The sequence below is a fragment of the Terriglobia bacterium genome, assembly GCA_020072565.1.
Taxonomy (GTDB): domain Bacteria; phylum Acidobacteriota; class UBA6911; order UBA6911; family UBA6911; genus JAFNAG01.
The window spans coordinates 1-9,985 of the sequence record JAIQGI010000100.1; the positions used below are offsets into that span (position 1 = coordinate 1).

Annotated in this window: 10 protein-coding genes; 4 read left to right on the forward strand and 6 right to left on the reverse strand. The window is 58.3% G+C overall.

Annotation, left to right across the window (positions count from 1 at the left end):
- Positions 1-96: 96 nt before the first annotated feature.
- Entirely contained in the window at positions 97-690 is a 594-nt protein-coding gene (locus LAP85_28665) for a VWA domain-containing protein (protein ID MBZ5500386.1), read from the reverse strand.
- A gap of 519 nt (positions 691-1,209) precedes the next feature.
- Between LAP85_28665 and LAP85_28670 the strand changes: the two genes are divergently transcribed.
- Both LAP85_28670 and LAP85_28675 read left to right on the forward strand, forming a co-directional pair.
- The gene (locus LAP85_28670; GenBank protein ID MBZ5500387.1) at positions 1,210-2,946 is read left to right on the forward strand and encodes a tetratricopeptide repeat protein; all 1,737 of its coding nucleotides are present in this window, start codon (positions 1,210-1,212) and stop codon (positions 2,944-2,946) included.
- 36 nt (positions 2,947-2,982) lie between these two features.
- A complete protein-coding gene (locus tag LAP85_28675) occupies positions 2,983-3,276 on the forward strand; it encodes a TlpA family protein disulfide reductase (protein ID MBZ5500388.1) in 294 nt (97 codons plus the stop codon).
- Positions 3,277-3,731: 455 nt separating this feature from the next.
- On the opposite strand, the gene LAP85_28680 is transcribed toward LAP85_28675, so the two are convergent.
- The 3 genes from LAP85_28680 to LAP85_28690 form a co-directional block, all read right to left on the reverse strand.
- Positions 3,732-4,793 carry an energy transducer TonB gene (locus LAP85_28680; protein ID MBZ5500389.1) on the reverse strand — a complete coding sequence of 354 codons (1,062 nt, stop codon included), beginning with the start codon at positions 4,791-4,793 and terminating at the stop codon, positions 3,732-3,734.
- Between the two features lie 291 nt (positions 4,794-5,084).
- Positions 5,085-5,813 carry a PorT family protein gene (locus LAP85_28685; protein ID MBZ5500390.1) on the reverse strand — a complete coding sequence of 243 codons (729 nt, stop codon included), beginning with the start codon at positions 5,811-5,813 and terminating at the stop codon, positions 5,085-5,087.
- A 431-nt stretch (positions 5,814-6,244) separates the two neighbouring features.
- On the reverse strand, positions 6,245-7,069 hold the full coding sequence (locus tag LAP85_28690; GenBank protein ID MBZ5500391.1) for a retropepsin-like domain-containing protein: 825 nt from the start codon (positions 7,067-7,069) through the stop codon (positions 6,245-6,247).
- Between the two features lie 327 nt (positions 7,070-7,396).
- On the opposite strand from LAP85_28690, the gene LAP85_28695 reads away from it, so the two are divergent.
- Complete coding sequence (locus LAP85_28695) at positions 7,397-8,566, forward strand: hypothetical protein (GenBank protein ID MBZ5500392.1); 1,170 nt, start codon at positions 7,397-7,399, stop codon at positions 8,564-8,566.
- Positions 8,567-9,056: 490 nt separating this feature from the next.
- Here LAP85_28695 and LAP85_28700 read toward each other — a convergent pair whose 3' ends face one another.
- On the reverse strand, positions 9,057-9,392 hold the full coding sequence (locus tag LAP85_28700) for a hypothetical protein (GenBank protein ID MBZ5500393.1): 336 nt from the start codon (positions 9,390-9,392) through the stop codon (positions 9,057-9,059).
- A gap of 107 nt (positions 9,393-9,499) precedes the next feature.
- Here LAP85_28700 and LAP85_28705 point away from each other — a divergent pair, with 107 nt between their 5' ends.
- Positions 9,500-9,733 (forward strand): hypothetical protein, encoded by a 234-nt coding sequence (locus tag LAP85_28705; GenBank protein ID MBZ5500394.1) that lies wholly within the window; start codon positions 9,500-9,502, stop codon positions 9,731-9,733.
- A 13-nt stretch (positions 9,734-9,746) separates the two neighbouring features.
- Here the strand turns inward: LAP85_28705 and LAP85_28710 are convergent.
- On the reverse strand, positions 9,747-9,985 hold a 239-nt coding region (locus tag LAP85_28710), incomplete at its 5' end, for a hypothetical protein (protein MBZ5500395.1).

Sequence of the window (9,985 nt, forward strand, 5' to 3'; positions counted from 1 at the left end):
TCCTCGCATCCGGTATCATGGATCAGCCCGTGCCAGTCCCCTGGTGGGACAATCGAATGCTCAGATTGACCACCTTCCAAGGATCCCCAAAACCGGCTAGTTCTTAGGCGAACGGTTGTCCGTGGAAATCCAGGCTAGCACGGCGTCTATTGGGTTGTCTCCCTTGGTTCTGATGCTGTAAAGCGCTATTCCGGCTTCCAGCAGTTTCTGCAGAGCACCACGATCACTGAACACACTGCCGAAAGTCTGGCAGTTGTCTGAGATAAGAACAATTGCGCGCCGCCGGTCCGGCGCATTCATGCGCAGATAGTCTGCGGCACTGACAAGGGCATCGTATATGTTGGTGCTATCCCCGACTGTAATCCCGGCGACCTTTTTGGCGACAGTTTGGTGGTCCCCGATCAGCGTGGTCAATTGGGTCACGTTCATATCGAAGGCAAAGAGCGCGACGCGGTCTTCAGGTTTTAAGCGCTTGAGTGAAATCTCCGCTATGTTCCGTAACTGCACCCGATAGGGTTGGACGCTTTGACTTCGGTCGACGACCAAAGCCATGGCAAGGGGGAGCTGCTCACGCGAGAACAGAGAAATGGTTTCGGCAGCGTCATTGTCATAGACGGCGAAATCACTGGCGAGCAGGTCGCCAGCAAAAATTCCCTTTTCGGTGCGTACAACCGCGTTCACGATGACCATCGCCGTCCTGCTCTTAATGGTGTAGGTGCTCTGTGGAGGATCCTGCTGCTCAGAATCGGCGTCCCTCACCAATGGTGATGGAGCAGGGCGGTCGCCCGGTGTTTCCACCTGCGGTATCAGCGGGGGCATCTGAAGGCAGCACAGCAGCATCCATGCCAGGCAGACAGACAATCCCATTGTTTACACTCACGATCCTGTTATTTGATGGTTGCCATTCTACATCAGATGAGGTTGATTCTGCGACTGTTCACCGAGACCAAGAACTGCACCTCAAGAACTGGGCCAGGTTGTCGCGCCCTCGCTTTAAGCATCATGGTGTGACTGGACCGCCAAAGAAATCGGGGATGTTATACTAGTTAACCTATTTCGAGGGGCTGAGCCCGCAAAACAGGTGAGCGTCCCCGGTTCTCAGTACGTTCCCCGCCGGAGCCCGTCATTTTCCCGGACCGGCCGGCACGGCATCGGGTATGATATGGTGCAAATGGGACCGCAGGCGTTCACTTCATGGTGGAGATTTGTATGACGGAAAGGGCGAAGTGCGGTGGGGCTCTCCTGGCGGCATTGGCTGCGCTGATCCTTTTGGCGGGGGCCCTGGCTGCGCAGACCAGGGCCACGCAGGCAGAGGCCAGGCAGCATTACTCGCTGGCGCAGGACCTGCTGAAGCAGGGGCAGCGGGACAAAGCCGTGGCTGAATTGAGGGCTGCGATCCGGCTGGCGCCGGAATATATCGAGGCCCACAACGATTACATCGCCAATCAGCAGGGCAAGCCGGCAGATCTGGCCGCGGAATACGAAGGGTATCTGAAGCAGCATCCGCAGAGCGGCGTCTTCCATTACCTCGCGGGGAAGGCTTACTCCAAAGCAGGCAGACCCAAGGATGCGGAAGCGGAATATCAGAAGTCGCTGCAACTGAGCCCGGGGTTCAGCTGGGCCCTGCTCGAACTCGGCGCCGCGGCCCTGAATAATCAGGACAAAGCAAAAGCGGGCGATTTCTACGAGAGGGCTCGCGTAAAGGCCGCCAACAACGTCCGGCTGCATATGACCCTGTCGACCAAGCTGAATTCGGTGGGGAAATACCCATCCGCCCTGGCCGAAGTTCAGCGCGCCCTCAAGCTCGACCCCACCTTCTTCGAGGCGTATCCAACCCTCTGGCGCACGAAGATGCGCCTGACCTCGGGTTCGGAAAAGACCCAGGCAGATATCAGGCAGGACATCAGGAACCTTCAGTCCCGGTATCCGAAAAATCCCAAAGCCCTCGAAGCCGCGATGAACGGCTACGGGATCTTTTTCGAAAGCGAAGAGGCGGACAGGGTGAGGAAGGCGATCGTTGCCATCGATCCCAAATATTTCGGGAGCTCCGGCGGCGGGACCCGGCTCATGATGGTCGCGCCCTCGGGGGAGCAGCTCACCTTTTCCGGGCCCGACCTGGACCGGATCATGCAGGCGGCGCCTTTGACCGACCCGAAGGCACAGCTAGCCGCTTACCAGCAGATGGAGAAGGAAATCGGCGACCAGAACCTCAAACTTCATGTCCTCTATGCCCGCGAGGCCGGTGCATATCTCAAGACCGGCGATCTGGAAAATGCCGAGAGGCTGATGGCCGTCATGGAAAAAGGGGGCGCGCGCGTCGTCTCGCTGCAGCAGCAGCTGGCGTCGTACTACGTGGACCACAAGATCAAGCTCGACCTGGCCAGGGACTATACGCTCAAGGCCATTGAAGAAGCCCGCAACAACCTGAAGAAGCTCGAATCGACGAAGGGCATGGAATCCTCCGTCACCGGCCAGAAAGCGTACCTCGCCAACCTGCTCTACACCCAGGGGCGTCTTCTTCTGGCACAGGATCTGACCCGGGAAGCCGCGGGTCCGCTGGCGGAATCCGTGCAGTTGTCGGAGAGAGAGGCCTCTGCCCTCGACCTTGGCCTGACCTATGCGAAACTGAACCGCACAGACGATGCCATCAAGGCGCTTGCAATCGCCTGCTCGTTCGACGGCCCCAAAAAGCAGGAGGCTATGAAGGCGCTGGAGGGCATCTATGGCGACCGGGAAAACGCCCGGCCCCTCGCGGCTTTGATCAATGAGGCCGTCGAGAAGCGCAAGGCGACAAGCCGCGATACAGCCGTGCGATCGGATCCGGCCAGTGCCCTCGAGGGCAAAGCCGCGCCTCCGTTCGAGCTCGCCTCAGTCGCCGGACAGAAGGTGAGTCTCTCCGACTACCAGGGCAAAGTCATACTGCTGAACTTCTGGGCGACGTGGTGAGGGCCCTGCGGTGCGGAGTATCCGCACCTTCAGAAAATTCAGGACGAGTACCGGAGCAAAGGCGTGGTCGTGATCCAGATCAGCCTCGACGACGAGGATTACCTGGTCCCACTCTACATCAAGAAGAAGCCCGCATCGGTCACAATGCTCGTGGCCCGGGACCAGCGGAAGCAAGTCGGCGACGCCTACAGCGTGTCCGGCATCCCGGCCAATTTCCTGATCGATCAGGCCGGGGTGATCCGCCACTACAAAGCCGGATTCGGTTCCGGGGGCGAAAACCTCCTGCGCGAGTGGATTGATTCCGCGTTGGGCAGCACCGGGAAGAAATAAGCGCGATCCGGCGCCGCCGCGGTGATCGAGAAGATCCTGCGGCACTTGAAGCTCTGGGACCGGCCCGAGCGCCCGCCGCCGCCCGCTCCGGGACCATCCGTCCAATACCATGAGGAGGCCGCCGGCTTCGACCAGGCCCGCCCGTGGCTCGATGCGGCCGGATGAGACGGTCGGGGCTGCTCTCCGTCTCTAAACGGCCGCCGTTGCCTCGGCAGGAGCGGGCCCGAAAACGGCGCCTTATCCCCGTCTTCACCTCGTGCGCGCCCATTCCCGGACGCCGCAGCCGCTTCCCGCCGGAAATCGGGGACAATTCCCGAGCCGCCTGCCCATTCGCTCACGCCATCCCTCACGCAACCCTCATTCCGCCTCTTAAAAGCAATTGCCTATCATTAAAAGCAATTGCCTATCATTAAATTGCCGCTTTTTCTCCTAAAGCGGCTTGCCGCGCAGGCAATTCAACTGCGAGATGTGTGCGCCAGGTTCGGCTTCGGCGCATTAAATACGATCGTGATCAAACCATAGACTCGTTGAGGAAATCCGTTCGCATCCACAAACGGTTTGAAACGCCATTGCCTTACAGCTTCCATCGCGGCCTCGGCGAGGGGCAACGAAGCAGGAGCGACGGCACGCAAAATATTCAACTCTCCCCGTTCGTTCAAGGCAATTTCCAACTGCACCTTTCCGGAGAGCCTGTGTCCGTCCGCGGACACAAGAGCGGGTTCAACTCGGCTTAAGATGTGAGATTCCAGTTCTTCCTGTTTCACGTAGCGGCGCTGACCTCCAGCGCTTCGGTCGAGCGCAGGCTGGCGATCGAAAACTTTCCAGCCTTGCGGCACATCTCTGGAAGCTGGTACGACTTGGTAGTTAGCGGCAGATTCGATGATGCGGGCGTCGTTGTTTTTGAGAACAGTGCTCAGGATTGAATACGCAAGGTCCCTCGTTATCGCAGCTTCATTGAGGAGGGTAACATTTCCACGGATCGCTGGGCTGATCACAATAGGGGTGATATGGAGCAGATCAGCGATCCCAGAGATGAAATCAGAAATCGATGCATTATCAAATCTCATCCTCACGTTACCGCCCGGGACGCGCGGCACAATGTCCGCCGGACTGGTTGCAGTCTCGAACCCCTCGCCTGAAGCCCGCGATATGGGGACAATCTGCATTATGCCTCCCGATTTGACCAGTACAGCATCGCGGTCGCGCAATGCATCAACAAAAAAACTCATCAGTTCCTGCTTGGAAACCGGGGCATCCTTGTGAATGGTAACGGATCCTTGCAGCTGGACGTTGCTGTCCACTAAAATAGCCGCAATGTCGAGCCGTCGCATCATTTGACTCACGAATAGGTACATGGGAGCATTATCGAAGCTCATTGAATCTTGGTCTTGCGCTGAAATGCCCTGCATCGAAGCCATCGGAGTACACGGCTGAAGAGTTATGCTGTCGATGGGTCTACCGCCGAGGGCTATTATCCCGCCGACAACAAAGAGCACAGAACAACGACGATAGCTCATGGCGTCACCTCGCATTTGTGTCGCTGCTAAATGAGGTCAAGAGATCGAGCAACCTTGCCGACGCACGCGTTCCATTTTTTGCATCGACGAGGCCTACCAGCCAAACTCCGATAACGATCATACACCTGAACTGATTCGGCATTCCGGACGAAACACCGATAACTCGTTCAATGACCTGGGGGCCTTCCATCGCCAGTCGGTTAAATACGATAACGCCACTTTACCTCAGTTGACACGCGAATCCTCCCTGACGCATTCTCCTGCAATAGGATACCGTACGGGATAGCGATCCTAGCGCCGAAAGAATACGAATCCCAGCAGGAACTCTAACTGATGCGGATTTAAGCGCAGAGCATCCCCCGCGCTCTCGATGTTGCCCAGCCAGTGGGTATAGCGCAGTTCAGGCAAAAGGCGCAGCCAACCGCTCCCGAATTCATAGCCGCCGCCCAGCGTCAATCCGGGAAAATTACGATCTCGCAAATCGTAGGGTTCACTCGTATCGATCTGGGTGGTAACCGTGTGTCTCGTCGGGAAAGGTTCACTCTGCGTGCTCACGCCGCGAGCCCGAACAGGCCCTATGTGGCGGAAGACGAATCCCCCGGTCGCATACGGCCGTCGGGACCGGAAGAATCGATATTTCATCAAAACCGGAATATCATAGGAATTCCCCTTGACATCGAAAAATGTCGTACCGAACACACCACTCGATGAGGAGAAGAAGGTCTCGTCGTGGACGTAACCGGTACGTTTGTATAGCGCATCAACTTCGATGCCGAGACCATGTGTAATGCGCCACTCTGCTGAGAGGCCGAGGGTATAGCGACGAGTTGCGGCCGAATACTGAATGCCTCCGCTCTGGGGGAACAACTGAAAACCGGTCAGAAAGTACTCAGTCGTTGGGACACCGGCCTTCAATCCTAAATGGAATGTCTGCGCGAGAACAGATGGGGCAAACGTACCGGTGAATAGGAATGAGCAAAAGCATCGTAACAAGTGTTGCTTGAATATTGCCGACGACATTTCACACTTCCTTTACACAAACGTTCAATCGACGGGCGGAGCGACAAGGAAAAAGTTGCGAGAAAGGCAACCGTCAGATGCCTGCCGATGGATCTTAGGACTCCAATGGAGACGTCCTCGCAATAAAGACGATGCCGGAACAGTTTTCTTACGCGCTGTGCTCAGCATTCAGGATTCCTGAGGACGGCGCCCCCTGGGGCGGCCGCGTCGCCTGTACCGAGGTCAATGTGCGAGAACGCCACTATACGTCCGGAATCCGCTTTCCGTAATCTCGATTAGAATTCAAGGACACCGTTGTACCTCAGATCCTTCACCTTAATACGCAGATTGATCACGACATCTGGAAATAAGGCGTGGAAGGTCACCTCACGGGGATTAAGGCTATTTCTCGGTTCTTGTGGAACAGGGCGCACAGTCCTTTTCGGACCGCACTACAGCTTCACGTCGTTAGGGCCGTATTGCTGAGCCTGTACAATGCGGAAGATCTTGAACTTCCCCGGGCGTTCCACAGACGCAAGTCCTTCGCTGAACTCCGGGTCGATAAAGGAGACGTTGTAGCCTGTGTCAAAATAGACGATTGCTTCGCGCCCGTTTACCCGCGCTCGCCCATACAGAATGTGCCCCTGGGATCCGGGCGGGTCGATCAGATCGACGATTATATAGCGCTTAGGATCGAACTTTTCAGGAAGGGGCGCAGTCGTTGTCCCCACTGTTCGGGATCTATAGTCCAGAGTCAGGCGGCGATCGAGGAAAAAATCAAGCCCGACGGTGCCGTCGAAAGGTTCCGACGAAAACATGGTCCATTCCGAAAGGCTTCCGCCAACGCTTTTGAAGACCTTGCCTGGAACCGTCATCGTTTCCACGCGAATGCCTGCGGCTTCTCCTCGGTGACTGCCGTCGGCGTTGAGTTCCGCGTGTCGTCCCTCGATGCGGTATCGTGTTTCAGGCGCGTGGTTCGTGAGCAGAAAACCTCTAGAAGTTCCGGTGTCGAGCATGAGGCGGATCTTCGTGCCATCCACATCCACTTCAATAAGCGGGCAACCCAAGTTCGTTAGTGCCAGAGGATAGAGTTCAGTTTGCTTGTAGCCAAGTTCTCGCGGCCATCGTGATACCGATGTTCCCTCAATGGGCGCAGAAACAACGGTTGCCTTGATGGCTTGCCCGCGCGCAATCCAGGCACAACTCAACAAAGCGGCAAGGGGCATGAAATAGGGCGACCAGAACGAAATATGCTTGATTCTTGATGTTCGCTGCATGGATCTCACTCATTTGCTCGATGTGTGTTAAATCATGAATTGGGTGCCTGAATCATAGCAGAGTCTCTGAGCCGGATATCAGTGCAAACTGAGCCGGACGAAGAACTGAGATAGGACATTGACAGGGCGGATGGAAAATGGCGAAGATTTGGCATTGTGCTTGGTGCAAGCATGCCGAGATCCTTCGACAAAATAGAAATTCTGAAAGCGGCAGACTAGGTGAGCGTCCCCTGATTTCCCCGGAGGTGGCCTATGCTTCGATTGCGGTCGTTTACACGGTTCTGGATCCTGCTAACGGTAACGGGATTGTCGGGCGGAGCCACGCACGTGCGCTCCCAGGCAAACGATCCGAATGCCGGCTCGGAGGTCGTCGGACGCGTCATCGCACCGACCAGCCCCCCAGGATTTGTGGGGAGCATCCCGCCCGCCGACCGGGAGGCGGTCAGGGCCAATTTTGAGCGGCTCTGGGGCGTCGCGCTGCGAAACCCGGCGCTTAACCCGCCGAAAGGATTCGACCTCAAAACAGAGCTGACGGCCAACGGCATTCTGCCCGGCCCTCGTGAACCTTTCATCTACAGGGCCAGCGGCCTGCTGTACTGGTACACCTTCATGCCGGGATACAACCGCGTACGCAGACTCGACATCGCGATGCACGGATTCTTCGTGCTCGCCAATCACCTGTCGGTGATCCTCGCGGATAAGTGGAAGGCAGACGAACAAGGCGCGATGTACTACGAGCCGCGAGAGATCAGGCGGGTGGCGGGCTTTCCGCAATACAGCAACGGCATGATCGCGGTGAGCAATTCGTCGCAGCCGCTTTGGATGACCGTGCCGCGGGAGCGGGTGCTGCGGCAGGAACTTACGGTGGCGCGCGCGCACGTCGATGCGATCGACAGCGTCTCCCGTGATGCCGCAGCTTACGATCCGGCTGCTCGGCTCGCCGCCTGGCTGCGCGAGCGCCCGAATCGACAGCGCGATGCCGACAAGATGTACGAAGACACTAAGCGGCAGGACCCGCAGCTGGCCGAACAGATGCGGGCGAACTTCGCAAAATCCGAGGAACTGACCGAGAAAACGCTGCGCCAGCTCGCAGAGCGGAACAAGACGCAGCCCCCAGCCATGCAAGCGCGCAGGCAGAAAGAGCGTCAGGACGCCGAGGATTGCGTCAAGTATCTCGAAGGAGAGCTTGCTCGGCTCTCACCGGCCGATCTTAAGGCCGACGCCTATGTCGCGCTGGCTGGGCGCCATCCGCTGCCGAAGGCGGGGTGCTCCGCCGTGGTGGAAGCAGGCTTTCCTGATGCGGTGCGGATCGTCACCGCAAATCCCCATTTTTTTGACACGACGCTGCCACGCACCGCATTCCAGCTGATTGTCGTCGATTTCACCAACTTCGAGGCGGCCGGCTATCCTCGTTCCGGCTGGCGCCACGACGTGTACGAGAGGCTGCGGGAAGGCTTGGATTACAAGGCGCTTGCAGGTCTGCTCGCGAAGCGCTGATCGCCCCCACCTCAGGACGGGATTTCGTTCGCGCGTATGGACGAGCCGCCGCCGAGTTCCGGCTTCATCGCGACGATTTACTTAAACCCTGAATTGCCGAACAGTCATCAAAGCCGGATTGAACTGCCTGCTCCGTCATTGCCGGCGAGCGATCGGTGTTTCTCAATGCCGCTTGCAAGGTGGCAATTTCAAACTGCACGGCACCCCGCAGCAATCTGGGCGTCTGTTGCAGTAACTGTTCCTACGCCGCGATTGCTTCCGCATATTTCCTGCCTTCCACGAGCTGCCTGACAGCCAGGAGTTGTTATCTGTCCGGCGAGCTGACAACCGTGTTAATTTAGTACCACTCGTGGCTGTCACCATTGCTCCCGCATCTCCTGGAACTTGACCCGTCCGTGATCCGTACTACGTTGTGGATCTTGTCGGGGGCCGCCGACTCGGCCAAGGACACGCCAACCAATTCGCAAAGTGCGCTTCTGCCAGCGCTGCCTCAGGGATCGCCGCTCGTCTTCCGGTAGCCTTCCCAGGCAGTCTGCGAACTGGAGACATCCAAAGCGACAAGTTTGGAACCCGTCGAGCCGATATCGAAGCCGAGGATCAGATCCAGCGGATTACCGTTGCGCTCCACCATCGGGACAGACTTGCGCCTCCTGACCAGTCGCAAAGAGTCGGCCAAGGTGGGAAGTTTTTCCAGTGTTCCCTCGGCCGGCTCGGCAATCAACTGAGATAGAGCAGAAACTCCCCGACCCGTCGTTGAGGCCGCTACAGCTGTACCGATGGCTTCGAGGAACAGCGCCTCGTCCGGAGGAAGCGATCGCAGCCTCATTCCGGGTTTCGGCTCGCGCTCCCGCAGCCGGAGTACAGCCGCTGCGCCAGGACAATTCCGACAGCGGCACCGAGTTCGCGCGCGGCCGCAGGCGCTCGTGGGCCCGGTTGATCAAGAAAGTGTACGAAGCGGACCCGCGGGTCTGCCCCCGCTGCTCCGGCGCCCTTAAGGTCATCAGCCTGATCGGCGACGGCCCCGTGATTGAAAGGATCCTGCGCCACCTGAAGCGGTGGCACCGGCCCGAGCGTCCGCCGCCGCGCCCCGCCGGGCGAGCGATCCAATATGATGAGCAGATCGCCGGCCTTGACAAGGCCGGCCAGTGGCCGGACGCGGCCGGCTGAGGCGGTCCCGGGCTCATGTGCTTTCAAGACGGCCGCCCTTGCCTTGAGTGTGCCCGAAATCAGCGCGGGCCCGGGGAGGGGGAGCGGGTCGGGACGTCCCGACCCACTCCCCCTCCCCGTCTCCCCTCCTGGGGCCCCCTTTCAAGGACGCGGCAGCTGCTTCCCATCCGAAATCGGGGATATTTTCGAGATGCTTCCAGGCCAGGTGGACCATCCCCACCGACCCGCTCCAAAACACTTCCCTATCATTCA